The organism is Alkalimonas mucilaginosa, assembly GCF_036327005.1.
GTDB lineage: Bacteria > Pseudomonadota > Gammaproteobacteria > Enterobacterales > Alteromonadaceae > Alkalimonas > Alkalimonas mucilaginosa.
In genome coordinates this window covers 40354-65843 of the sequence record NZ_JAUGZK010000011.1, presented here as the reverse complement: position 1 = coordinate 65843, position 25490 = coordinate 40354, and the positions used below count along the sequence as shown (strand labels likewise).

Annotated in this window: 25 protein-coding genes; 2 read left to right on the top strand and 23 right to left on the bottom strand. The window is 51.8% G+C overall.

The features are described from left to right. Positions 1-152 precede the first annotated feature (152 nt). From alaS to QWF21_RS13765, 4 genes are all read right to left on the bottom strand, one after another. The gene (alaS, locus tag QWF21_RS13780; protein ID WP_330088628.1) at positions 153-2780 is read right to left on the bottom strand and encodes an alanine--tRNA ligase; all 2628 of its coding nucleotides are present in this window, start codon (positions 2778-2780) and stop codon (positions 153-155) included. Between the two features lie 9 nt (positions 2781-2789). Beyond that, a complete protein-coding gene (locus QWF21_RS13775) occupies positions 2790-3236 on the bottom strand; it encodes a regulatory protein RecX (protein WP_330088627.1) in 447 nt (148 codons plus the stop codon). Positions 3237-3239: 3 nt separating this feature from the next. After that, positions 3240-3989: a hypothetical protein gene (locus tag QWF21_RS13770; protein WP_330088626.1), complete on the bottom strand. Its 750-nt coding sequence runs from the start codon at positions 3987-3989 to the stop codon at positions 3240-3242. A gap of 110 nt (positions 3990-4099) precedes the next feature. Continuing rightward, on the bottom strand, positions 4100-4852 hold the full coding sequence (locus QWF21_RS13765) for a substrate-binding periplasmic protein (RefSeq protein WP_330088625.1): 753 nt from the start codon (positions 4850-4852) through the stop codon (positions 4100-4102). 112 nt (positions 4853-4964) lie between these two features. Here QWF21_RS13765 and QWF21_RS13760 point away from each other — a divergent pair, with 112 nt between their 5' ends. Next, positions 4965-5753, top strand: a complete 789-nt coding sequence (locus QWF21_RS13760) for a substrate-binding periplasmic protein (RefSeq protein WP_330088624.1) — start codon at positions 4965-4967, stop codon at positions 5751-5753. An 8-nt stretch (positions 5754-5761) separates the two neighbouring features. Here QWF21_RS13760 and metH read toward each other — a convergent pair whose 3' ends face one another. From metH to QWF21_RS13735, 5 genes are all read right to left on the bottom strand, one after another. Continuing rightward, entirely contained in the window at positions 5762-8386 is a 2625-nt protein-coding gene (gene metH / locus QWF21_RS13755) for a methionine synthase (RefSeq protein ID WP_330088623.1), read from the bottom strand. After that, positions 8386-9453, bottom strand: a complete 1068-nt coding sequence (locus QWF21_RS13750) for a homocysteine S-methyltransferase family protein (protein WP_330088622.1) — start codon at positions 9451-9453, stop codon at positions 8386-8388. Before QWF21_RS13750 ends, metH begins: the two co-directional genes overlap by 1 nt. A 6-nt stretch (positions 9454-9459) precedes the next feature. Beyond that, a complete protein-coding gene (locus QWF21_RS13745; protein WP_330088621.1) occupies positions 9460-10383 on the bottom strand; it encodes a homoserine O-succinyltransferase in 924 nt (307 codons plus the stop codon). Positions 10384-10560: 177 nt separating this feature from the next. Continuing rightward, positions 10561-11607: a recombinase RecA gene (gene recA, locus QWF21_RS13740; protein WP_330088620.1), complete on the bottom strand. Its 1047-nt coding sequence runs from the start codon at positions 11605-11607 to the stop codon at positions 10561-10563. Between the two features lie 54 nt (positions 11608-11661). Continuing rightward, positions 11662-12162, bottom strand: coding sequence for a CinA family protein (locus QWF21_RS13735; RefSeq protein WP_330088619.1), 501 nt, complete (start codon positions 12160-12162; stop codon positions 11662-11664). Positions 12163-12194: 32 nt separating this feature from the next. Here QWF21_RS13735 and mutS point away from each other — a divergent pair, with 32 nt between their 5' ends. Further along, a complete protein-coding gene (gene mutS / locus QWF21_RS13730; protein WP_330088618.1) occupies positions 12195-14771 on the top strand; it encodes a DNA mismatch repair protein MutS in 2577 nt (858 codons plus the stop codon). Between the two features lie 48 nt (positions 14772-14819). Here the strand turns inward: mutS and rpoS are convergent, their stop codons facing one another. The 14 genes from rpoS to QWF21_RS13660 form a co-directional block, all read right to left on the bottom strand. Further along, positions 14820-15815, bottom strand: coding sequence for an RNA polymerase sigma factor RpoS (rpoS, locus tag QWF21_RS13725; RefSeq protein WP_330088617.1), 996 nt, complete (start codon positions 15813-15815; stop codon positions 14820-14822). A 108-nt stretch (positions 15816-15923) separates the two neighbouring features. Further along, positions 15924-16847 (bottom strand): peptidoglycan DD-metalloendopeptidase family protein, encoded by a 924-nt coding sequence (locus QWF21_RS13720; protein ID WP_330088616.1) that lies wholly within the window; start codon positions 16845-16847, stop codon positions 15924-15926. A gap of 7 nt (positions 16848-16854) precedes the next feature. Continuing rightward, the gene (locus QWF21_RS13715; RefSeq protein ID WP_330088615.1) at positions 16855-17742 is read right to left on the bottom strand and encodes a DUF368 domain-containing protein; all 888 of its coding nucleotides are present in this window, start codon (positions 17740-17742) and stop codon (positions 16855-16857) included. Between the two features lie 26 nt (positions 17743-17768). Next, a complete protein-coding gene (locus QWF21_RS13710) occupies positions 17769-18407 on the bottom strand; it encodes a protein-L-isoaspartate(D-aspartate) O-methyltransferase (RefSeq protein ID WP_330088614.1) in 639 nt (212 codons plus the stop codon). Beyond that, complete coding sequence (surE, locus tag QWF21_RS13705) at positions 18408-19160, bottom strand: 5'/3'-nucleotidase SurE (protein ID WP_330088613.1); 753 nt, start codon at positions 19158-19160, stop codon at positions 18408-18410. It abuts the gene before it with no gap. 17 nt (positions 19161-19177) lie between these two features. Beyond that, a complete protein-coding gene (truD, locus tag QWF21_RS13700; RefSeq protein WP_330088612.1) occupies positions 19178-20212 on the bottom strand; it encodes a tRNA pseudouridine(13) synthase TruD in 1035 nt (344 codons plus the stop codon). Then, a complete protein-coding gene (gene ispF / locus QWF21_RS13695) occupies positions 20212-20694 on the bottom strand; it encodes a 2-C-methyl-D-erythritol 2,4-cyclodiphosphate synthase (protein ID WP_330088611.1) in 483 nt (160 codons plus the stop codon). Before ispF ends, truD begins: the two co-directional genes overlap by 1 nt. Continuing rightward, entirely contained in the window at positions 20691-21386 is a 696-nt protein-coding gene (gene ispD / locus QWF21_RS13690; RefSeq protein ID WP_330088610.1) for a 2-C-methyl-D-erythritol 4-phosphate cytidylyltransferase, read from the bottom strand. The genes ispF and ispD overlap by 4 nt, the downstream gene beginning before the upstream one ends. Beyond that, a complete protein-coding gene (gene ftsB / locus QWF21_RS13685) occupies positions 21383-21715 on the bottom strand; it encodes a cell division protein FtsB (RefSeq protein ID WP_330088609.1) in 333 nt (110 codons plus the stop codon). The genes ispD and ftsB overlap by 4 nt, the downstream gene beginning before the upstream one ends. Positions 21716-21776: 61 nt before the next feature. After that, a complete protein-coding gene (locus QWF21_RS13680; protein ID WP_330088608.1) occupies positions 21777-22424 on the bottom strand; it encodes a hypothetical protein in 648 nt (215 codons plus the stop codon). 91 nt (positions 22425-22515) lie between these two features. Next, positions 22516-23190: a substrate-binding periplasmic protein gene (locus tag QWF21_RS13675; RefSeq protein ID WP_330088607.1), complete on the bottom strand. Its 675-nt coding sequence runs from the start codon at positions 23188-23190 to the stop codon at positions 22516-22518. A 142-nt stretch (positions 23191-23332) separates the two neighbouring features. Continuing rightward, positions 23333-23869 carry a DUF924 family protein gene (locus QWF21_RS13670; RefSeq protein WP_330088674.1) on the bottom strand — a complete coding sequence of 179 codons (537 nt, stop codon included), beginning with the start codon at positions 23867-23869 and terminating at the stop codon, positions 23333-23335. A gap of 45 nt (positions 23870-23914) precedes the next feature. Beyond that, on the bottom strand, positions 23915-24826 hold the full coding sequence (locus QWF21_RS13665; RefSeq protein WP_330088606.1) for a LysR family transcriptional regulator: 912 nt from the start codon (positions 24824-24826) through the stop codon (positions 23915-23917). Between the two features lie 64 nt (positions 24827-24890). Continuing rightward, complete coding sequence (locus tag QWF21_RS13660; protein ID WP_330088605.1) at positions 24891-25340, bottom strand: DoxX family protein; 450 nt, start codon at positions 25338-25340, stop codon at positions 24891-24893. Between the last annotated feature and the right edge of the window lie 150 nt (positions 25341-25490).

The following is a 25490-nucleotide window of genomic DNA, read 5'->3' as shown; positions in this document are numbered from 1 at the left end:
CCGTTTTCCCAATGCAATTTCAACAACATCAGACTGAACGGTTTAGCCATCTCAAATCAGTGTAGCAAAGATGATACAGCAGTGATGAAAAAAACATACTGCCAACCTCTTTCTATTTACATAGTAGCGGCCGGCAGCTTTGGATCAATCCGCTAGACGGTTAATTGCTGCTCCAGATAGCCAACGGCCTGCTGCAGTACCTTTGGTAAGGCGGCGGTATCGGAGCCACCAGCTTGCGCCATATCTGGCCGGCCCCCGCCTTTGCCTCCGAGTTGTTCAGCAGCCCAGCCCACCAACTTTCCGGCATGCACCTTGGTTGTCAAATCCTGAGTTACGCCAGCAATCAGACTGATTTTGCCATCATTAACCGTCGCCAGCAGCAGGACCCCTGAACCCAGCTTGTTTTTTAGCTCATCCAGCATGGTACGCAAGGCTTTTGCTTCCACCTGGGGTAGCTCGGTAATCAGTACTTTGTTGCCAGCGATCAGCTGCACCTGATCCAGCAATGAAGCCCCGGCATGACTGGCTAGCTTTTGTTTCAGTTGTTCGATGTCTTTCTCCAGTTGGCGGCTACGCTCCAGGCTTTGCTGCACACGCTCTGCAATCGAAAAGAGATCGCCTTTCACAGCACTGGCCACACCTTGTGCCTGCTGCTCCAACTGATGAAGCCAGGATAACGCCTGCATACCAGTGACCGCTTCAATACGACGCACACCGGCTGCAATACCCCCCTCCGAGACAATTTTAAACAAACCAATATCACCGGTTTTTTGCACATGGGTACCGCCACACAACTCAACGGAGAATGGGCTCATGGTCAGCACCCTGACATCGTCATCGTATTTTTCGCCAAACAGTGCCATAGCACCAGCAGCTTTCGCCGCTTCCAGACTCATCAGCTCGGTCTGCACCGGATGATTGGCCTGAATGTGTTGATTCACCAACACTTCCACGGCTTGCAACTGAGCAGCGCTGATGGCTTCGTAGTGAGAAAAGTCAAAACGAAAACGATCCGGGCCAACCAAGGAGCCTTTTTGCGTAACATGGTCTCCCAGCACCGAACGCAAGGCCGCATGCACCAGGTGAGTTGCCGAGTGATTCTGCCGAATGGCCTGACGACGCGCGTCATCAATCTGAGCTTGTACCGTTGCCCCAACCGCCAGTTGCCCTTTCAGCTTCCCTTTATGGGCGTGCGCTTTCGCCAGTTTAATGGTATCGGTCACACTAAACACACTGCCATCGGCCAGGGTTAAGTTGCCGGTATCCCCTATCTGGCCGCCGGACTCGGCATAAAATGGTGTTTGATCCAGAATAATCAGCGCTTCCTCACCATCATCCAACTGCTGGCAAGCCTGGCCATCACGAAGAATTTCCAGCACTTTGGCGTTACCATGATCCTGCTGATAGCCGGTAAAGTCAGTAACTTGTTTACTACTAAGTTGGGCATTGTAATCCATACCAAACTGACTGGCTTGCTGGGCACGCTGCCGCTGCTGGGCCATTTCCGCATCAAAGCCAGCCTGATCGACGGTATACCCTTGTTCGCGCGCCACATCGTTGGTTAAGTCGACCGGAAAACCATAGGTGTCGTACAATTTAAACACCAGGTCACCAGGCAATACCTTCGTATCCAGTTGCTGCAACGCCTCCTGCAGCATGGTCAGACCGCGCTGCAAGGTTTTACCAAACTGTTCTTCTTCAATCCGCAGTAACTTCTCAATCACCGCTTGCTTGGCTGCAAGTTCCGGATAAGCCTCTCCCATCTGAGCAACCAGTGCCGGCACCAGCTTATGGAAAAAAGCCCCCTCTGCGCCCAGTTGATGGCCATGCCGAACAGCCCGGCGAATAATACGGCGCAACACATAACCGCGACCTTCATTGGATGGCTGCACGCCGTCTACCATCAAAAATGCACAGCTGCGAATATGATCGGCAATTACCCGCAATGATTTATTGCTTAAATCATTGGTGCCGGTGACCTCAGCGGCAGCAGCAATCAAAGCCTGAAACATATCGATTTCGTAATTGCTGTGTACGCCTTGCATAATGGCAGCAATCCGCTCCAGCCCCATGCCGGTATCCACGCTGGGCTTCGGCAAGGGTTCCATCCGGCCATCCGCATGGCGGTTAAACTGCATAAAGACGATGTTCCAGATTTCAATAAAGCGATCGCCATCCTCTTCCGGGCTGCCTGGAGGCCCACCCCAGATCTGTTCACCATGATCGTAAAACACTTCGGTACAAGGGCCGCATGGGCCGGTATCCCCCATGGCCCAGAAGTTATCAGATGCGTATGGTTCGCCTTTATTGTCACCAATGCGAATTACTTTTTCTGCCGGCAGGCCAATCTGCTTGGTCCAGATATCAAAGGCTTCGTCATCGCTGGCGTAGACAGTGACCAACAGCTTGTCCGCCGGCAGCGCCAATTCTTTGGTTAAAAACTCCCAGGCGTAGGCAATTGCTTCTTGCTTGAAATAATCACCAAAGCTGAAGTTACCCAGCATCTCAAAAAAAGTATGGTGACGGGCGGTATAACCGACATTTTCCAAATCGTTGTGCTTACCGCCTGCTCGCACACAACGCTGCGATGAGGTTGCCCGGCTGTATGAGCGTGGATCCTGGCCCAGAAAGACATCCTTAAAGGGTACCATGCCAGCGTTGGTAAACAGTAAGGTGGCATCATTGCCGGGGATCAGGGAAGCGCTCGGAACAATGTGGTGTCCTTTGCTGGCAAAGTAATCCAGAAAAGCAGTCCGGATTGCGGACGATGTCATGCTCATGATGGTTTCCTAACTTCGGTTGTATGTGAGTACAGCGCTGCAGTCTTCCGGGTAAAAACCCCGTTGCTGCAGATAACGCAGCCGCTTTGCACGCTCATTGACACTGGTAATGGCGGTGTCGCCATATTTTTTCAAGTAAATGCGCTGCGCCAGAGCCGACCAATCAGGCTCGATTTGAGCCAGTTGCTGCTGCAACAAAGCAACGGCAATGCCATGACGCCTGCACTCCTGCTGGATATACAGAGGCCCATAGCCTTTGCCAATCCGCGAACGCAACAACATATCGACAAAGCGGGCATCACTTTGATAATTTTCAGCCTGGCACCATGATATCACCTGCTGAACCAGCTGGTCATCTTCTGTCTTAGCCTGTAAACGCTGTTGCAACTGCTGCGCACTGAACTCACGTCGCGCCAGCAGCTGTAAAGCTGCTTTTTTCAACTCACTTAAGCGCATGGCTCAGACTTCCAAAACACCTGAATCCTGGTTGCCATTTTGATCCGTTGGATCAGCGCTGCCCGGATCAACGTTAAAGATGTCCTGAAACGAAATAAAAAATGCAATACTAAGTAGCGGCAGCACCAGGAACATACCAAGCAGCATAGTCGGTACAGTTGCCAGGCAAAGCGCCAGTCCGATAGCTCCAAACAACAGCAGTGGTATCAGGTTGCGCCAGCACGCAACCAAACTTGCCATTAACGCAGGAAGCAGTCGCTTGTCCGGTAAAAAATACAAAATAGCGACCGCATAACTGAACATCATCCAGATCATGGCCGTGCAAAAAACAAACAACAATACCTGGCTAAATACCAACTGCTCGGCGGCCAACTGCTGCATGACATGTTCGCCCAATAAACTAAGGGGGATAGCCAAGAGTAAATTGAGTGCCGCCAGTTGTAAAAACAGCGGCCGAAACTGCGCCTGCTGCAAGGGCCGAAACAACCAGCTAAAACTGGCAGTCTTTCCCCGTTGCACAGCAACAATGGCACTATAAAGCCCTGCCGTGATAAAGGGATTTAAAAACAATGTCACTATAAATAAGACAGGATTCATCGAACCCAGCAAATTTAGCAGCAACATAAAAGAGAGTAATTGGATCCAAAGCCAGGGAGCCATAGTAAACAGCTGCCAGGCCTGCTTTATCCAGTACAAAGCAGATAAAACAGGACGACGACGAATCAATTCAAACACGGAACCGGAATGCTGCACAAACTCCCCTCACCAGTCATATAGCCTGCAAAATTAAAGTGAACCTGTCATGGCTGGTATCATACTGGAAAAAGCCAACAACGTCAGGGGCTGGTATAGAAAAAGCAGAGTTAAGGATGATTGGGGGCAAGCAGCTGGTACTGGTTCACTGAGCCAAAAAATTCCAACTGCATACGATGATAGTCTGGCTGTGCAAACAACTGCTGCAATGCCTTATCAAAATCTTGCTGCAAAGTTTGCTCACGAAAAGCGGCTCTATAGTCGCTGGGTGGAAATAGCGTATGCAGTTGAATAGGCTGAGAATCGTCACTCACACGCCGAAAGTAATGGAAGATATTGATATCCATCACAGCAGCGTCAATACGCCCTGCAAGTAACAAATCGACCTGCGTTTTCTGATTGGTCGTTTCCTGATAGCGGCTGGAGCTATGCGCCATATCGCCAAACTCATCTCCCAACACAGTTTTGGCACTTTGAAAAGCCACCACATTCAACCGTTGCATATCCTGCGGGTGTTGAATCACCAACTCTTTTTCACGCAAAGAAATCACTGCATTTTGATAGCGCACATAGGGAAGGCTGTAAAATAATTCAGTCGGCTGCTCAGCGTAACGCTGCAAAGTAGCGACATCACCATGACCTTGTTCCAGCAAGTAACGAATACGGGCATTGGGCACATGCAAAAAGACTGCATCAAAACCCATGCGTTTACTAACCTCTCGTAACAACTCCAGTTCAAAACCGGTACTGTCTTGTAACTGGATATAAGGTGGCTTATCCATTCCTACCAAAATCGTCAGGGTACGTTCAGCATCAGCGGGTACACTTAAGAATAATACGGTCAATCCAAGCAGTAGTCGCATCGATGTCACTCTGTGGCCAGCGATGTTATTAGTATAGTCAGAAATTGTATTTAAAGGCATTGCGACTTATCTTTAAATATGACAGCTGCCACTTGTTGGAGGTCTATTGTGCATGCGTAACATCTTCACTTTGAGCCTGATGCTGTGGTGCTTGTCACTGCAGGCGCACAGCTGCCAACTTCGAATGGGTGCAGACAGTTACTTTCCTCCCCACCTGGAGCCGACTCAGACCGGCTGGCAGGGTTTATCCATTGATCTTATTCAAGCACTGGCCAGCGAAGCCGGTTGTGAATTAAGTATTTTGCAATCCCCCTGGCGCCGCTCATTGCAGTTAACTGCACAAGGGCAATTGGATTTGATCAGTCACCTTTCATTCTCTGAGGAAAGAAAGCAGAACTTTATTTTTATTGGACCCCATCATATTGAGCGCGTTGTGTTACTGGGAAACCCGGAGGAGTTACCTGCCATTGAACACCTTACAGAGTTGGCTGCTTGGCCTGAGGAGCTCGTAATCGCCGTGTTAAACGGCGCTTACTACGGTGAAGAGTTTCACCGACTGATAGACCAAGATGGGTTTGGGCCTACTTTGGTAGAGATCCGCAGCCACGAAGATAAGTTAGGGCTGCTGGATTCTGGCCGAGTAGATGCAGTCCTGGAAGATCAAAGCACGCTGTTTTACTGGCAACAAAGCGGACTGATGACCGACAAACCTTACCAGCAACTCCTGATCATTTACGAAAACCCGGTGTATTTCGGTTTTAGCCGGGTCAGTATCTCCGAAGAACAAACCAGGCAGCTGGATGCTGCCTGGCTTCGGCTTTATCATCAAGGACGATTGCAACAAATCAGAGCCCGTTACCTGCCTGGTCTCCCTCTACCGGCTCCTGCCGCTATTTTTTGATGCTTTCCTTAATCGTTTAGATTAGGTGCAAGCCATACCTCAGCTTCAGGTTCGCTCCAGCCTTTACGTGCTGCATAGTCAACCAGTTGATCACGGCCAATTTTACTAACCGCAAAGTACTTGCTGTCCGGATGAGCCAGATACCAGCCGCTGACCGCAGCACCTGGCCACATAGCATAGCTTTCAGTCAGCTGCATGCCGGTTTGGGCCTCCACATCCAGCAGCTGCCACAAAGTACCCTTCTCCGTATGCTCAGGGCATGCCGGGTAACCTGGTGCCGGCCGGATGCCCTGGTACAACTCTCGAATCAACTGTTCATTTTCCAGTTGCTCATCGGCCGCATAGCCCCAATACTCACGGCGGATCTTCAGATGCAGAAACTCCGCCAGCGCTTCAGCCAGCCGATCGGCCAATGCTTTGACCAGAATGCTGTTGTAATCATCGTGCGCTGCGGCAAATTCTGCGGCAAACTCATCAGCGCCAAAGCCAGTACTCACCGCAAAAGCCCCGATGTAATCAGCCACACCGCTACTGACCGGCGCAATGAAATCACTCAGACAACTGTTGGGGATCTGATTACGCAACTGCAACTGCTGACGCAACTGATGCAGACGACACCTTTCGTTGCTGCGGCTCTCATCGGTGTAAACAATAATATCGTCGCCGTCGCTGTTAGCAGGAAACAGGCCAAACACAGCTTTGCCCTGAATGCGCTTGCTGCCAATCATCTGATCCAGCATAGCATTGGCATCAGCCAGTAACTTGCGTGCCTCAAGACCAACTTCCGGGTGATTTAAAATGGCCGGGTATTTGCCCGACAGCTGCCAGGTCATAAAGAATGGTGTCCAGTCGATGTAATCACGCAGCTGCTGCAAATCCACATCGGTCCACAGGTGCACACCCGGTTGTTTCGGAGCTGACGCTACCCTGGTTAGATCCAGCTGAAACTTATTGGCCCGAGCCTCAGCTAAACTCAGCATCTTCTGACCCGGACGGCTGCGCTGATGCTGCTCACGAACCGTGATGTATTCCTGCTTAGTTCGCGCCAGATAATCGGCTTTGCTACTTTGGCTGATCAAAGACTGCACTACCGAGACACTGCGCGAAGCATTCGGTACATAGACCACCCCATGCTGATAGTGCGGTTCTATCTTCACCGCGGTGTGTACCTTGGAAGTAGTAGCGCCGCCAATCAACAGTGGTAGTTCAAAACCAAGCCGTGTCATTTCTTTCGCCACATGCACCATTTCATCCAGTGATGGGGTGATTAAGCCTGACAAGCCAATCACATCGACATTTTCATCTTTGGCCACCTGCAGCAACTTAGCGCAAGGCACCATCACGCCCAAATCAATGACTTCGAAGTTGTTGCACTGCAGTACCACGCCGACAATGTTTTTGCCAATGTCGTGCACATCACCTTTGACCGTGGCCAGCAAAATTTTACCCTGGGCCTGACCACCGGACTTTTCCGCCTCGATATAAGGCTGCAAATAAGCCACCGCTTTTTTCATCACCCGGGCAGATTTCACCACCTGCGGTAGGAACATTTTGCCCTCACCAAACAAGTCGCCCACCACATTCATGCCATCCATCAACGGGCCTTCAATCACATGCAGTGGTTTTTCCGCCTGCTGGCGGGCTTGTTCGGTATCCTGTTCAATGTAATCGGTAATCCCTTTAACCAGCGCATGCTCCAGCCGTTTGTTTACCGGCAGGCTGCGCCAGGCATCGTCCTGCTTTTCTGCCACGCTGCCATCACCTTTAAATTCAGGTGCAATCTCCAGCAAACGCTCGGTGGCATCCTCGCGCCGGTTTAAGATGACATCTTCCACCCGCTCGCGAAGCAGCTCTGGGATATCGTCGTATACCGCCAACTGACCAGCATTGACGATACCCATATCCATGCCAGCGGCGATAGCATGGTACAAAAACACCGAATGCATGGCTTCACGCACCGGATCATTACCCCGAAACGAGAACGAAATATTGGACACACCGCCGGAGATCTTGGCATAGGGGCACAAGCGTTTGATATCGAGGCAGGCCTCAATAAAATCCACGGCATAATTGTTGTGCTCTTCGATGCCGGTCGCTACCGCAAAAATATTGGGATCAAAGATAATGTCTTCCGGTGGGAAGCCCACGCTATCCACCAGCAAATGATAAGCGCGCTGACAAATTTCGACTTTCCGCGCTTTGGTATCGGCCTGGCCCACTTCATCAAAGGCCATCACCACAGCGGCTGCGCCATAGCGCCGAATACGTCTGGCTTGTTCTAAAAAGGGGGCTTCGCCTTCTTTTAAGGATATGGAGTTTACAATGGCCTTGCCCTGAATGCATTTTAGCGCCGCTTCGATCACCTCCCACTTGGAGGAATCAACCATGATCGGTACCCGGGCAATGTCCGGCTCACCAGCCAGCAAATTGAGGTAACGCACCATGGCCGCCTTGCTGTCGAGCATGGCTTCATCCATATTGATGTCGATGATCTGAGCACCGTTCTCAACCTGCTGCTTGGCCACTTCGAGCGCGGTTTCATAATCACCATTTAAAATCAGCTTTTTAAAACGTGCTGAACCAGTGACATTGGTGCGCTCACCGATATTGATAAATCGTGCCTGTTGTTGCATTACCACTCCGGTGAAAAAGCTTCCAGGCCAGCCAGATTAAACTGATGGCTGGCAGGTTTCGGTTGACGCGGCGACACGCCAGCGACCGCTGCAGCGATGGTACGAATGTGCTCTGGCGTGGTACCGCAGCAACCACCGACAATATTGACAAAGCCTTGCTTGGCCCAATCGGCAATTTCTGCCGCCATTTCGTCAGCACCCAAGTCATACTCGCCAAATTCATTTGGTAAACCAGCATTTGGGTGTACCGAGACAAAAGCTTCCGATACAGTAGAAAGGGCCTCGACATAAGGTCGCAATAAATCAGGCCCCAGCGCACAGTTTAGGCCAAAACAGACTGGTTTCACATGCGCCAGCGAATGGTAGAAGGCTTCTGTGGTCTGGCCCGACAGCGTCCGACCGGATGCATCGGTGATGGTGCCGGAGATCATCACCGGCAGCTCAAAGCCAAGCTCGTCAAAGACCTCCAACACAGCAAAGGCTGCTGCTTTGGCGTTTAAGGTATCGAAAATAGTCTCCAGCATAATGATGTCGGCACCACCTTCAATAAGGGCATGAGTCGACTCTTTGTAAGCTGTAACCAGCTCATCAAAGCTGACATTACGAAAACCAGCATCATTTACATCCGGTGAAATCGACGCAGTACGGTTGGTTGGCCCCAAAACGCCTGCAACATAGCGCGGCCGCCCTGGGGTCTGCGCGCTGATTTCGTCACAGGCTTCACGGGCCAGTCGGGCAGCTTCACGGTTAATGCGTGCCGAGAGTGCCTCCATCTGATAATCGGCCATAGCGATGGTGGTGGCATTAAAGCTGTTGGTTTCGACAATATCAGCTCCAGCTTGAAGATACTGACGATGAATCGCGCGAATAATGTCCGGCTGAGTCAGTACTAACAGGTCATTGTTGCCTTTTAAATCTGTCGGCCAGTCAGCAAACTCACTGCCACGGTAATCAGCTTCTTGCAGTTGATGGGCCTGGATCATAGTCCCCATGGCACCATCCAGGATCAGGATCCGCTGCGCTAACACGGTACGCAGCTGCTCAGGGGTCAATCGTGCTTTGCTCATGAAACCTCACCTCTGGCCAATGGCTCCCAGATCAAAAGGGGTGGCCTGATAGACATAATAGTTTAACCAGTTACTGAATAACAAAAAGGCATGGCTTTGCCATAATTTTAAAGGCGGCTGGCTGGGATCATCCTGCGGAAAATAGTGTTCTGGGATCTTCGGGTTCAACCCGGCGGCCAGATCACGTTGGTATTCATCGGCCAAGGTATTCACATCGTACTCCGGATGGCCGGTGACAAAGACCCGGCTGCCACTGCTGTTCTGCAATAAGTAAGGACCCGTTACATCGGATTCGGCCAGAATGTGCAAGTCATCATGCTGCGAAAAACGCTGCTTGGGGACCTGGGCATAACGGGAATGCGGCACCTGAAAGGCGTCATCAAAGCCACGCACCAGCGGACACAGCGGCTGCTTTAACTGCTGGGCATAGACACCGGATAACTTGTCACCACGAATTTCACGCTGCAAACCATAATAATGATACAGAGCAGCATGTGCAGCCCAACACAAAAACAAAGTGGAGGTCACATGACTGTCGGCCCAGCTTAAGATCCCTTCCAACTGATCCCAGTAGGTGACATCTTCATAATCAACTAAACCAAGCGGTGCGCCAGTGATTATCAAGCCATCGTATTTTTGATCCGCGACCTGAGAAAAATAACGGTAGAAACAGTTTAAATGGCTTTCCGGCGTATGTTTGCTGACATGATCGTCCAGCCGCAGCAGCTCCACATCCACCTGCAAAGGCGAGTTTGCCAACAAGCGTAACAGCTGAATTTCAGTGGTAATTTTATTTGGCATCAGATTTAAGATGGCGATACGCTGCGGCCGGATATCCTGGCTGGCTGCCCGGCTTTCGGTCATGACAAACACATTTTCTGCAGACAAAGCCCCTACTGCAGGCAGTTGATCGACAACTTTAATTGGCATAACGACTCCACACCCACTGAAAACAATGAGTGGAGTGTGCGTAAAAAACCGGGAAAAGTCAACTTCTAAACGTATAGACGTCCAAAACTGGTGGTTTGCGGTATTGCGGCTGAAGCCCATCATTGCCCATAAAAAATGCCAGCACTATGGCTGGCATGATGTGAGCGCCGTAAAAACTTACTCTTCTGCTGGCAACTCTTCTGCTGTATCTAACGCAGCTTTCTTGATTGTTTCTGGTTTTAGCAGCAAGCGGTTACGCAACTCGGCTTCAATTTCATTAGCAATGGCTGGATTGTCCAACAGAAACTTCATCGCATTGGCTTTGCCCTGCCCGACTTTATTACCCTGATAGGCATACCAGGCACCGGATTTATCCACCAGTTTTTCCTGCACCCCCAGATCGAGCAGCTCGCCCTGCTTATTGATGCCCTGGCCATAGGTAATAATAAACTCAGCCTGTTTAAAGGGTGGCGCTACCTTGTTTTTCACCACTTTAACCCGGGTTTCGTTACCAATGATTTCATCGCCATCTTTCACTGAACCAATACGGCGAATATCCAACCGGACGGAGGCATAGAACTTCAGTGCGTTACCACCGGTAGTGGTTTCCGGGTTGCCGAACATCACGCCAATCTTCATCCGGATTTGGTTGATGAAAATACACAGAGTGTTAGAGCGCTTGATATTAGCGGTCAGTTTACGCAATGCTTGCGACATTAAGCGGGCTTGCAAGCCCATATGGCTGTCGCCCATATCGCCTTCGATTTCCGCTTTCGGCGTTAAGGCAGCGACCGAGTCCACAATGACCACATCGACCGCGGCAGAGCGCACCAACATGTCGCAAATTTCCAGTGCCTGCTCACCGGTATCCGGTTGTGATACCAGCAAATCATCGACATTCACCCCCAGCTTAGCGGCATACACCGGGTCGAGCGCATGCTCGGCATCGATAAAGGCACAGGTTTTACCGGCGCGCTGCGCTTCGGCAATCACCTGCAAAGTCAGGGTGGTTTTACCGGAGGACTCAGGCCCATAGATTTCAACAATACGACCATACGGCAAACCGCCAATGCCAAGCGCAATATCCAACCCCAGTGAGCCCGTCGACACAGAGGCAATATCCAGCGCTGTGCTGTCACCCAGTCGCATAATCGAGCCTTTACCGAACTGACGTTCAATTTGGCCTAAGGCGGCGGCCAGCGCTTTTTGTTTATTGTCGTCCATTGATGACTCCCGAAAAATTAGATTGGGCTGAATGCTGTATGAGCATACAGTAGTTTAGTTTGCGCTTGCTGTCAACAGCCGGATGCTTTGTTGCAGCGCAAAATCGATGGCTTGCTGGCGGATTTCTGTCCGATCACCGACAAAGTGCTGCTGGTTGCTGGTGCAGATACCATCCAACCAAAATGCAAAACACACCGTCCCCACCGGCTTGTACTCAGAGCCGCCTCCAGGCCCGGCGATACCGGAAATTGCAATGGCTAAATCAGCAGCAGCGGCTTTGGCAGCACCGGCCGCCATTTCCTGCACCGTTTGCAGGCTAACCGCACCATGCTGCTGCAGGGTTTGCGCATCCACCGCTAATAATTGCTGTTTGGATTTGTTACTATAGGTGACAAAACTGCGATCCAGATACGCAGAGCTACCGGCTACAGCGGTTAGGTTGTATGCTAAGCCACCGCCGGTACAGGATTCCGCCGTCGTCACCATCAGCTGTTGCTCGATTAATAACTGGCCCAGTGTCTGCGCCAGTTGCAAGGTGTCGGTGGTGGTGCTCATAGCGATCCATATGCAAGGAATTTGATACCATTATGCCGTCCACCACAGCCCTGGGGCAAGCTGCCAGTACCCATACCCCGATGATGCAACAATATCTGGGGTTAAAAGCCCAGCATCCGGATATTCTGCTGTTCTACCGTATGGGCGATTTTTACGAACTGTTTTATGACGACGCGAAAAAAGCAGCCCGCTTGCTGGATATCTCGCTGACCAAGCGCGGCCAAAGTGGTGGCCAGCCGATCCCGATGGCCGGCGTACCCTACCATGCGGTCGAATCCTACCTGGCCCGGCTGGTACAGCTCGGTGAGTCAGTCGCTATTTGTGAGCAGATTGGCGATCCGGCGACCAGCAAAGGCCCGGTTGAGCGTCAGGTCGTGCGTATAGTCACGCCAGGTACGGTCACCGATGAAGCTCTGCTGCAGGAGCGGCGCGATACCCTGCTGGGCAGCCTGGTGCAGCACAAGGATCAGTTTGGCCTGGCATGGCTGGATTTGGCCAGTGGCCGTTTTTTACTGCAGCAACTAAGCACAGAAAGCGATGTACAGGCTTTATTGCAGCGGCTGCAGCCGGCAGAGCTGCTATACAGTGAAGAGCTGGCCGCTCAGCAACTGCTGCCGGTGCGTTGCAGCAACCGTCGCCGCCCAGTCTGGGAGTTTGAAGCCGAGACTGCCCGGCGTTTGTTGTGCCAGCAATTTGGCACCAAGGATTTGCTGAGCTTTGGCGTAGAAGATGCCCCGGTGGGCCTGATGGCTGCGGGCTGCTTAATGCAGTACGTCAAAGATACCCAGCGCAGCCAGTTGCCACATATCCGCGCCATCGCCAAAGAGCAAAGCGATGACTACATTGTGCTGGATGCCGCCACCCGGCGTAATCTTGAGCTGACGCAAAACCTGGCCGGCGGCCGCGAACATACCTTGCTGGATGTACTGGATCACACCCAGACCGCCATGGGCTCGCGTTTGTTGCAGCGCTGGATCCATGCACCACTCCGCCAGCAGCAGCGCATCACAGAACGTCTGCAAGCGGTGACGGAGCTGACAGACTTCTATCCAGAGCTACAGCCGCAACTAAAGCACATTGGGGATATCGAGCGGGTGATTGCCCGTATTGCCTTACGCTCTGCCCGGCCGCGCGATTTTGCAAGGCTGCGCCAGGCCTTGCAACAACTGCCTGAGTTGCACCCATTGGCCAGCAGTTGGCACAGCCCTTTACTGAGCACACTGGCCAGCCAGGCCGAGCCACTGCCAGAGCTCTGTGCCTTACTGGAGCGCGCCATTGTTGAGCAGCCACCTGTGCTGATCCGCGATGGTGGTGTCATTGCTTCAGGTTATCATGAAGAACTGGATCATTGGCGGGCACTGGCGACCGGTGCCACCGATTACCTGCAGCAACTGGAAGCCCGGGAAAAAGAGCGCACCGGCATCAGTTCACTCAAGGTTGGTTTTAACCGGGTGCATGGTTATTACATTGAAATTGGCCGTGGCTCGGATCATAAAGTACCGGCAGACTACATTCGCCGCCAAACACTGAAAAATAACGAGCGTTTTATTATCCCGGAGCTGAAAGAATACGAAGACAAGGTTCTAGGCAGCCAAAGCAAAGCGCTGGCGCTGGAAAAGCAGCTGTACGATGCGCTGTTTGATCAGGTTCTACCGCAACTGGCCGAGCTGCAACAGCTGGCAACAGCATTGGCGCAACTGGATGTCTTGAGTACCTTTGCCGAGCGCGCTGATGTGCTGAATTACCAACAGCCGGAGCTTCAAGCCGCCACTGGTATTCAGATTGAGCAAGGACGCCATCCGGTGGTTGAGCAGGTCATGCAGGAGCCTTTTATTGCCAACCCACTGCAACTGTCGCCCAAGCGGCGTATGCTGCTGATCACAGGCCCCAACATGGGCGGTAAATCCACCTATATGCGCCAGACTGCGCTAATCGTGCTGATGGCCGCTATTGGCAGCTATGTCCCCGCCGAACGGGCGGTGATAGGCCCAATCGATCGGATCTTTACCCGGGTTGGCGCGTCGGATGATCTGGCCTCCGGTCGCTCAACCTTTATGGTGGAAATGACCGAAACCGCCACCATTTTACACCACGCCACCCCACACAGCCTGGTACTGATGGATGAAGTGGGCCGCGGCACCAGCACCTACGATGGGTTATCACTGGCCTGGGCCTGCGCCGACTATCTGGCCCGGCAATTAAAAGCCATGACCTTGTTTGCTACCCACTACTTTGAACTGACGCAACTGGCGGATGAGTTGGATGGGCTGGCCAATGTGCATTTCGATGCGGTTGAGCATGGCGACACCATTGCCTTTATGCACCATGTACAGGAAGGAGCCGCCAGCAAAAGCTTTGGCTTGCAGGTGGCGCAACTGGCCGGTGTGCCTAAAGTGGTGATCCAGCAAGCCAGACGCAAGTTACAGCAACTGGAGCAGGCCGAGCCAACGGCAGCAGCCAGCTCACAGCCGGCAGCCGCAGCGCAACTGGATCTACTGGCCCCGGAGCATCCGGTGTTGCAGCAACTACGCAGCATCAATCCGGACGATCTCAGCGCCCGCCAGGCGCTGGATGTACTGTATCAGTTACAGGCGCAGTTGGCCGAGTAAAGCTCCCAACAAAAAAGCGCCCGACGGCGCTTTTTTTAAATCAGTAACTTAATCCTGAAACAGGGTTTCAATATTGAGCCCCTGATGGGTAACGATTTCCTTTAACCGCCGCAAGGCCTCCACCTGAATTTGCCGCACCCGCTCGCGGGTCAGGCCAATTTCATGGCCGACATCTTCCAACGTGGAAGGCTCGTACCCCAACAAACCAAAGCGACGGGCCAGTACTTCACGCTGTTTCGGGTTCAGTTCATCCAGCCATTGCACCAGATGCTGTTTGATGTCCTGATCCTGCAGCTCCACTTCAGGCCCCAGCTCTTTTTCATCGGCTATCACATCAAGCAATTGCTTATCTGACGAGCCTGCAGCCAGGCCATCTACGGAGGTAATGCGCTCATTCAATTTGAGCATCTTGCTGACTTCTTCTACCGGCTTATCCAAGGCGATAGCAATTTCTTCTGCCGTTGGCTCGTGATCCAGCTTTTGTGATAACTCACGGGCGGCACGAAGGTAAATGTTGAGCTCTTTGACTACATGGATAGGCAAACGAATGGTGCGGGTTTGGTTCATAATGGCCCGCTCAATGGTTTGACGGATCCACCAGGTCGCATAGGTTGAAAAACGGAAGCCTCGCTCTGGATCAAACTTTTCGACAGCCCGAATTAAGCCAAGGTTGCCTTCTTCAATCAGATCAAGCAAGGCCAGGCCCCGGTTGATATAACGGCGAGCAATTTTCACCACCAGCCGCAGATTGCTCTCAATCATGCGTTTACGAGCGGCCTCATCACCTTTCAGTGCCAGCCGCGAAAAGTAGACTTCTTCTTCAGCGCTTAATAACGGTGAAAAACCAATCTCTCCCAAATACATCTGTGTTGCATCCAAAGCTCGATAATTGTCGTCTTTGGCAAATACATCGTCATTATCACTGTCATTATCTTCTTCGGTAAGTTCAGCGGTATCCGGCTCATCCGCATCCTCCACCAAGGACAGATCGTCGTTCACATCATCACTGCTATCATCACGCTCATGTCTTGCCTTAGGTCCCATATCCTTCTCCCACATCTAATAGGGTGTTTGCGGTACAGTCAGCCCAATGATTGGTTTTGACCGCCCATGCGTCCTTCAGGACGTCTGTTTTTATAATGTCGCCTTTCATTACTTCGGTAGAAATTGCAGCGGGTCAACCGATTGCCCTCGAAAACGGATTTCAAAGTGCAATTGTGTTCGACTAGCTTCAGTACTGCCCATATCGGCAATATGTTGCCCAGCACTCACTTGTTGTTGCTCCCGAACCAGCAAACGGCTGTTATGGGCATAAGCACTCAGATAATCATCGTTGTGTTTAATGATGATTAAATTGCCATAGCCTCTCAGTGCATTGCCGGCATACACCACCTGGCCTGCCGCAGCCGCATTAATGCGTTGCCCTTCATTGCCGGCAATCTTAATGCCTTTGCTGCCATGCTCCTGATGCGAGAAACGCGCCAGTATGCTGCCACGGACAGGCCACTGCCATTGCAATCTGTTGCCAGTTGGGGTATTCTGCTCCGTTTTTTTCGGGGTTTGTGCTGGTGTATTATGAACATAACCCGTTTGCTGACGCGGCGCAACCGATTTTGCCGGCGGGGTTGGATTGGTCTGAGCTCTTTGTGTCGATGGCGCAACTGGTGCTGGCCTGGTTACTACTGGCGCTGGCTGCACAACTGCGGTAGCCTGTGCTGGCCGACTGCTTTGACGAACAGCAGGAGCGCTTCCGGTCATACGCAACTGCTGTCCCGGCTGAATAATGTAAGGCGCTTCAATCTGATTGCGCCTGGCCAGCTCCCGGAAATCCTGCCCGGCTCGAAAAGCAATAGAGTAGAGTGTGTCACCGCGTACCACCTGGTACGTATCGGTGCGAATATCACCTCGCGATGACTGTGCTGAATTAATCTGCAAACGCTCGACCGGAGCTGGAGCAGAGCGCTTGGCGCAACCGCTTAAAAGCAGCAGCAAAGTCACCACCACCAACAACCAGCAGAGACCTGGCAGCATGCCAAGGCTGTCTCTGTATCCAACTGGTGCTGTAGGTGCGCTCATCGCAACCTCATGTTCTGCTTATATCTTCACTTGCTACCTGCCGCTCAAGACGCAGCATACCTTGCATTAATGCGATACCGAGTAACGCCATCAATAGCGCTCCAAGCAATTGCAAGGAATCATGCGATTGCTGATAGGTTTGCCAGCTCACAGGTTCACCTGCCAACTGCCAGGGCCAGACCCGGTACATAGCCCCTATCACTACACCAACCAAAAGTGCCAGTGTGGCATCATGGTAGCGTGCCAGCAAGCAGGATAACAAGCGGGAAAAGCTAAGCAAGCCCAATGCGCAACCACTGGCAAATAACAACAATGGCAACAACTGCAACTCCGTCACAGCCAGTAGCACAGGCGCATACATGCCTAACAACAACAAAATAAAACTACCCGATATGCCTGGTAAAATCATGGCACAAATCGCAATGGCGCCTGCAACAAAGAACATCCAAAGCTCGGGCTCAAGCTCTACCGGCTGCAAACGACCAATGATCAAGGCCAACACAATACCAGCCAACAGCAGCAACAAACGCAGCCGGTCCCAGCGCAACCGCATGCATAAAGGTGGCAAAGCAGCCAGAATCAAGCCAAAAAATAGCGACCACAATAGCACAGGCTGATGCAGCAACATCCAACTGACTCCATTAGCCAGCACAAACACACTGAGTAAAATACCGCCGAACAGACAGAGTAAAAATGTGCCATCAATATGCTGCCACGCTGCCAGAAAACGACCGCGTAATAGCATTCCCAACGCATGATGATCCACCGATCGAATCGCCCGAATCAGCCGCTCATAAATCCCCAGCAACAAAGCCAGGGTTCCCCCAGAAACACCGGGCACAATATCAGCAGCGCCCATCATCAGTCCCTTGCACCACACCATCAAATACGACATCACCACACCCTGTGCTGTAAGATCAATCAGGCCAGCTCACCTGGCACCAACGGAACGAAGCGAACAGCCTCGACATTTTCTTCTACAAAATTATCACCTTGCCGCACAATAACACGCAATACCTGCTCATCAGTACCCACCGGGATAACCAGTCGCCCGCCATCACTTAACTGCTGCAACAGTGCCTGCGGCACCGCACTAGGTGCCGCTGTTACCAGAATGCAATCAAAAGGTGCTTTGCTGGTCCAGCCTTGCCAACCATCACCGTGCTTCATCGATACATTGTGTAAATCCAACTGCTGCAGCCGCCTTTTAGCCTGAAACTGCAAGCTCTTGATACGCTCTACGCTGTAAACCCGCTCAAACAGCTGAGCCAGCACAGCGGTTTGATACCCTGAACCTGTTCCAATCTCCAGTACATGCTGATGCTTAGCGCCAGCCAACAACAGCTCCGTCATGCGTCCGACGATGTAGGGCTGAGAAATGGTCTGACCATGACCTATCGGTAATGCAGTATTTTCATAAGCCTTGTGCGCCAATACGGTCTCCACAAACAAGTGCCTTGGAGTTTGGGCAATGGCTGCGATTACTTGCTGATTACGAATGCCTTCACTTTGTAATTTTTGTGCCAGCACACTGGCGCTGCGTTGAGTTGCTACGGCCATTTACAACTTAATTCCTTCTAGCCACTGACTGAGTTGTTCCATGCTTTTGTAGGCGGACATATCCACATGAATGGGAGTGATAGAAGCATAGCCATTGGCGATAGCATAAAAATCTGTGCCTGGGCCCGCATCCAGTTCGGGCCCCAAAGAGCCATACCAGTAGATATCACGCCCCCAAGGGTCACGTGCTTTGGTCATGGTTTCTGCTTTATGCCGCCGGCCAAGCCGGGTAATTTGCAAACCTTTTAATTGCGCTACCGGAATGGCCGGGACATTGATGTTCAAGATTTGGTCGGCTGGTAATGGGTGCGATTTAAGCTTTTTAATCACCTGTACTGTCACATAGGCAGCAGTTTCAAAATGCTCGTCGTCATGACCAGCCAAAGAGACCGCTATGGCTGGCAGCCCTAAATGCCGCCCTTCCGTTGCCGCTGCAACCGTGCCAGAGTAAATCACATCATCCCCCATATTAGCACCATGGTTGATGCCTGCCACTACCAGATCCGGGGTGAAATCCAGCAGTTGACTAATCGCCAAGTGCACACAGTCCGTTGGTGTACCACTGACAGCAATGTAGCCATTATCCAGTTGCTGGGTCCTGAGTGGATTGAGTAAAGTGAGTGAATTGCTGGCGCCACTGCAATTGCGATCCGGCCCAACCGTGGTGACCTCAGCAATTTGTGACAACGCTTGCTGCAACACCTGTATGCCCTTGGCGTAGACGCCATCATCATTACTTAACAAAATTCGCATTTGTATTCTCCATACTGCTACTGGGCACCAAGGTCGCTATACTGCACCAATTCTCGCAGCACACTGGTGGCAAAACAACCCGTTGGCAGCGCAAATTTCAGCAAAATTGTATCGGCTTGTTGCGTCGCACTCAGTTGTTGTGGTACCAGCCGGATAGTGCGACGCTCTGCCTTTAAACGAAAATCAATCAACCCTTGTACCAGGCTATCATGCCCGGCCAACCAACTGGCTTCCAATCGGGCCGCCTCCTGCTTGGGCTGGGATTTTTCGGCTGCAGCCAAACCACAGAGTGCTGCGGTTGGATGAAGATCGCCTTGCTCTACACGTTGCTGCAATGCATCCAGTTCCTCATCCGCACGAAAAATGGAGCCAGAGCCATCCAGCTGCACGATATCGCCTGGTAACAGGGTGTTGAAATAACCGGCGGCAATTCGCGACGAGACTTGTTGGTTAAATAAAAAGGAGCGTGCTGCTGACAAGACCAGACCACGCAACTGCCGATCAGCAATACCCTGACCGGCAAACAGCGCTTTTGCTTTGGCCAGGTTACCGCCATCAATGCCAAAACGTTGCTCACCGTAATAATTCGGCACGCCCTGTTGCACCTGCGCCAGGCGCGGTAACACTGCAGCGATATCCTCTACCTGACGTAAGCAGATTTGGAAGTGATTGCGCTTCAAAGCCCCCAACCGTAGCTTGCGATGATGACGCTGCACCTGCAAAATCCGGTAGCCCTCTCCCTGCCAGTCCTGCCAAGGTACATCCGCTTTGATTGGCCAGGGCAGGCAAAACCACTGCCGGGTAATCGCATGTCGGTCCTTGCGGCCGGCAAAACTGATATCACGATTTTTAAGGCCGCTGCGCTCTGCCAGTTGCCGGGCGACAAACTGGGTATTCTGGCCAATTTTCTCAATCTGCAGCAACAGATGCTCACCCGCACCGCTGGGACTGAAATTGAGTTCTTCATCCACGATAAAGTCTTCAGGCTGACTCCGGATACAGGCTGCGGCTTGGGGGCGGCCATACAGCCAACTCAGCTCTGTCGCTGTCATCAAGAAGCCACCAGCAACACCACAGCTTCTGCTGCAATGCCTTCTTTTCGCCCGACAAAGCCCAAGCGCTCTGTGGTAGTCGCTTTCACATTGATTTGACTTAGATCAGCCTGTAAATCTTCAGCAATCACAGTACGCATCGCTGCAATATGAGGTGCAATCTTGGGGGCTTGCGCCATAATCGTAATATCCAGATTACCCAACTGCCAGCCTTGCTGTTGCATGGTCACAACCACCTGGCGTAACAGCAAACGACTGTCGATATTGGCATAGGCTGCATCGGTGTCGGGAAAGTGGTGACCAATATCACCAAGTGCCAACGCCCCCAGAATGGCATCGGTCAAAGCATGCAACACCACATCCCCATCGGAGTGAGCGAGCAACCCCTGGGGGTAATCTACTTGAACACCCGCCAGGGTAACAGGACCATCGCCACCAAAAGCGTGTACGTCGAAACCATGGCCAATACGAAATGCTCTCATCGTTGCGTCTCCAAATAAAATGCTGCCAGAGCCAGATCCTCGGGCCGGGTCACTTTGATATTATCGCTCCGCCCCTCCACCAACAACACAGGATGACCCGCCCACTCCATAGCCGAAGCTTCATCGGTAATCGTAACCCCTTCAGCTAGAGCTGCAGTTAGTGCCTGCTTTAATGGTAGCAATGGAAATAACTGTGGAGTTAACGCATGCCAGAGACGGTGGCGGTCGACCGTCTGCTCGATTTGGGGGCCACCACGCTTCATGGTATCACGCACTGGGGCAGCCAAAATACCACCACAGCCGGCTTGCTGGCATTGTGTCACTAGTTTTTTTAAGTCAGTTACATGCAATAAGGGCCTGGCAGCATCATGCACCAGTACCCAGTCGTAGCTGGCCACATCCAACTGTTGTAAAGCCGCCAACACCGAGTCAGCCCGCTCTTTTCCACCCGGAACAGTTTGGATGCCGCCACAGCCGACAAGCGATGTTTGGGAAAAGTACCGATCATGTTCCGCCAGGGCAATTACCAGCGGCAATTGGGGTTGTGCTTGCCGAAGTGCAGCAACACTATGCTCCAGAATCGTCCGGCCGTGCAGCTTCAAATACTGCTTGGGGAGCTCACTCTGCATTCTGCTGCCTATACCTGCAGCCGGAACCACGGCCGCAAGGCGCAAAGGATCCAGTCCAGTCATCGACGTTCCTGCTGAGGATGGCTATGGACATCCTGCAATTGTCTGGTCCGGCGGGCATTATCCGACACAATGCGGAAAAACACTTCATCATCCCGAATCATACCAAGCTCATTGCGGGCCCGCTCTTCAATGGCTTCCAGTCCCTGACGCAAATCATCAACATCGGCAAGCAGCAAGCGATTGCGCTTGGCCAGTTCCTCATTAGCGACTTGTTGTTGCTCCAACTGATGGCTTCGCTGCAGATAATCACTCACACTGTGCTGACCAAACCACAGCCGGTACTGCAGTACGACAAAAAGTAAAACAAAAGCTATCGTCAGTAATCGCATGCCACCAACTCGGGGATCATCATGCAGTTATTATGAAGCCTTCAGCGCACAGAGGGAAGCCTTAACTCATAGCGAGAGGGGATTGCAGATGGGGTTTGGCAAAGTTTTTCCAATTCACTCCTGTGGTCAAAAGCAACTCACGTAAGCTCAGAGCCCTGGGTACAGCACGCTTTTGATTGCTCCATTGATGGCCACAACAGCAGGCAGTCATGACCACCTTGATCGGCTGCAGCACAAATTTATCGGCATTGTCGCTTCCTAACGGCGTACCGGCAAAGGCAAACCAACCATGCTGGTTGCAATGCAGACGCTGACCCACTTTATCGACCTCATCAATGGCATCCAGTAATATAGCCTCCCCCCCCAAGTGTTCACGGTATACCGGCACCAACAAACCAGGTTTAGCTGCTTTTTCAAAGAAACGGGCAATTTGATCCGGTCGTTGTCGGTTAACCGGGCAATGGGTAGCCTGACTGGCATACCAGGAGGCATTCTGACTGTCCAACAACAAGGGCGACTGGACCTTTAAAATACGCTGTGCAGCCTTACGAATGTAAAATGGTAAACTGGCCAGTATTGCTGGTAACTGCTCAGCGGCAACGGCTCCAGGCTGTGCCAGGCGCAACAGTTCGCGCTCGTACAATGCGTTGCAGAGCTCGGTATAGGTTTGATTCTGGCTGGATACCTGCCAAAAATGTGGCTGTTCCATTGCTTCTTTCATCATGACACGATGGTAACGGAGGCCTGCCGACTTGCACAAGAAAAAAACAGCGCTTTCGTACAGCGCTGCAAAATAATCCTCAATCTAGCACCTGAAAGCTGTGTACAATCGCCGCGAACTCACCATTTTTCCGCATTGCATCCAGCTCTTTTTGTAAACGCAACACCAACTCAGTAGGCACCGCCGGATGTAATGCCAGATAATTACCGGCAACTCCTTCTAAGGCAATAACAGGCTCCACCACCGTCATATTTTGCTGGTGCTGTGCCAGCCATACCGGCATCACCAGCTCCGAAGACACCAACAAATCAACCCGCCCCTGTAAAAACAATGGCGTTGCAGCCGACTTGGATTCAAAATCCAACAAGTGCTGCCCATGCTCAAAGCCTTTTTGTAAGAAGTACTCCTCGAACACATCGCCTCGCGCCACCGCCACCATATAATTCTTGGCATCATCAATCTGTAGCAATTGAATATCGGAACGACTTTTCAAGCGATACAAATAAGGTGTGGTATACGCCAGCGGCCCCACCCACTGAAACAACGCCTCACGCTCCTGACTGCGCGAGGTAGAATACAGTCCGGCATTAGCAGTGCTTAATGTATGCTCAAAGGCGCGCCGCCACGGATACAACTGAAAACTGCACCGAATAGCCACCCGCTCACACAGGCGTCGCACTATCTCGGTATTGGTGCCGGTAATAGCACCATCCTGCTCATAACTAAACGGCGGGAAATGTTCGGTATACAGCACCAAGTCTTCCGTTGCCTCAGATAGCGGGGAAATGCCCGTTATAAACACAGCGATGAGCACACAGTATATTGAGTTCAAATAAAGCGTCTCCAGAACTATCCTTATGCTAAGCTTAGAGTGAAAACGCAACAAATCAAATAGGTTAAAAGCCAGAGCCGGGCTGTTGCAAAAAGGCCAACTCTTCATCGGTAGAGGAGCGGCCCAGAATGGCATTGCGATGCGGGTAGCGGCCAAAGCGCTCGATGATGTCGCGGTGTTTGATTTCAAATTGCAAGTTGTCTTCCAAACCCTCCTGATCGTACAACCGCATCGCCACATCATGAATAGCCAACGACTCGCTGTGCATAAAGGGCATGTACAAGAAGCTTTGTTCTGAAGGGGTTAACTCTTGATCCAAACCCAGGTTGATGGCTTCCTGCGCCAGGCCAAGCGCGAGAGGATCGCAGGCAAAAGCCTGAGGGCTGTCGCGGTAAATATTGCGCGAAAACTGATCGAGCACAATAATCTCTGCCAATCGCCCCCGCGGCTCTTGCCGCCAGGGATAAAGCTCACAGCAGGCCGCCATCTGATGCAGCTTGCCAAACACATCACGGATCTGCTGATCCAGCTCCGGATTTTTGGCAAACCACTGTTCTTTGTTCAGCTCTTCAAACCAGAAAGTGAGTACAGTATTGAGCATGGTTTTCATCAGTAGGCCTTTATCCAGAGTGGGAGTATTTCCATACTAGGATGTTATGACACCTGCTGCAAGCTCATGGTTTTGCGTCAAATACCGCAGATGCCCCAAAAACGTCCGGGCAACCGGCCCCAGAGTATCGGCATCGTTAAAGTTCAGATAAAAGGTCATGCTGCGGCTGCTGCCTCTGGGTAAGGGCAGTACCTGCAGCTGCCCAGTCTGCAAATAAGGCTGCACCGCATGAAGTGGTAACCAGGCGAAACCGAGGTTTTTTTGCAACAGCTCAATCGAAGTGCCCGTATGACTGACGGTCCAGCGCTGCTCCGAACCCAACCAACCATAATCTTTATCGCGAGCTTTACCGGAGTCACGCAACACAATTTGCCTGCAATTCTTCAAATCCTCCAGGGTCAGTGCGCGCTTTATCTGATGCAATGGGTGCATCGGGCTAGCAACAGCAACAAATTCAACCTGGCATATATCTTCACTCAGGTTATCGGCCAAAGTGTAGGGGGCGACCGCAATTTCAGCTTTGCCTTGCGCCAGCAGTTCATTGGCGCCAGCCAGTATGGTTTCCATCAGCTCAATGCGGATCAGCGGGTACTCGTGTGATACCGCTGACAGGGTCTGATACAAAATATCCCGGGGAAAAGCTTCGTCCACGGCAATACTCAGTGTCGACTCTACGCCCGCCTGCAGGTTCAAAGCCACCTGCTCCATCCGCTCGGCTTCGGTCAGCAAAAAATTGATGCGGCGCAGCAACTGTTCACCGGCAGCGGTCAACTGAGTTTTGCGCCCTTCGACCTGAAACAGCGTGACCCCAAGCACATCTTCAAGCTTATGGACCGCATGATGAATGCTGGACTGGCTTTTAAACACCGCTTCTGCGGCCTGATGAAAGCCACCATGCTCGGCCACCGCTTTAAACATCCGCCACTGCTCTAAGGTTGAACGGGCCATTGCAGACTCCCTGTTGGTTAAAAGCGAACAACCCGGCCGGGGCCGGGTTGATTCAGTTGCACATTTAGTGGCTGCGGCTTAGCGCAGCATCCACCGAGGCTTTGCCTGCACCACTGAATAACAAGGAAACACTGGCTGCCAGCAAGGCCAAGCCAAATTCGTAACCATTGTTGCTCATAAAGAGGCCGTTTTCAAAGTGCACCGCAAATATTGCCACCAGCATGGTTACAGCAAGCACTGCGGCAGCAGGCCGGGTTAACAAGCCAATGACCAGTGCGATGCCGCCAAAGAACTCGGCAGAACCAGCTAAAAATGCCATCAGCACGCCCGGCGCCAGACCAATACTCTCCATCCAACCGCCGGTGCCTGCTAAACCATAACCACCAAACCAGCCGAATAACTTCTGGGCACCATGGGCGGCAAAGATGATGCCGACAGGGACTCTAAGCGCCAAAGCGCCCCAACCTGCTTCGGTTGCTGCCAATTTTTTCAGTAATGCCATTGCTTTGTTCATCATGTATTCCTCTGTCAGTTAGTTGGATGTCGACCTGCTCAGACAAAATCCCCGTTGTCGATGAGAACAGTATAGAAGGGCCGAATGAATTATAAAATTGGATAATAAGAATTGATATGTACGAATTATTAGAACGATAGTGCAAAAAAT